1 protein-coding gene is annotated in these 229 nt (G+C 73.4%); it reads right to left on the reverse strand.

The features are described from left to right. Window positions 1-229: formate dehydrogenase accessory protein FdhE (gene fdhE / locus SB816_RS35520; RefSeq protein WP_410548686.1), on the reverse strand; the 229-nt coding region annotated here is incomplete at both ends.

Below are 229 nucleotides of genomic sequence, written 5' to 3' on the forward strand. Positions count from 1 at the left end.
GACGCGCACGACGCTCGCGACCGGATGCGTGCCGCACACGGGGCATAGCCCCGGCTGGTCGAGATACGGGATCTCGGCCGGCGCGATGCGGCTCGCGAGATCGGTCCAGACGACCTGCAGCGCGGCCATCAGGAACGGCGCGGTAGCCGGGTCGACCTCGGCGAAGCGCAGCGCGAGGATCGCCTCGGCCTGCGCATCGAGTTCGGCGGGCGCCATCAGGCGCAGCCGG

The sequence above is a fragment of the Achromobacter sp. SIMBA_011 genome, assembly GCF_046535435.1.
GTDB classification, from domain to species: domain Bacteria; phylum Pseudomonadota; class Gammaproteobacteria; order Burkholderiales; family Burkholderiaceae_B; genus Achromobacter; species Achromobacter dolens.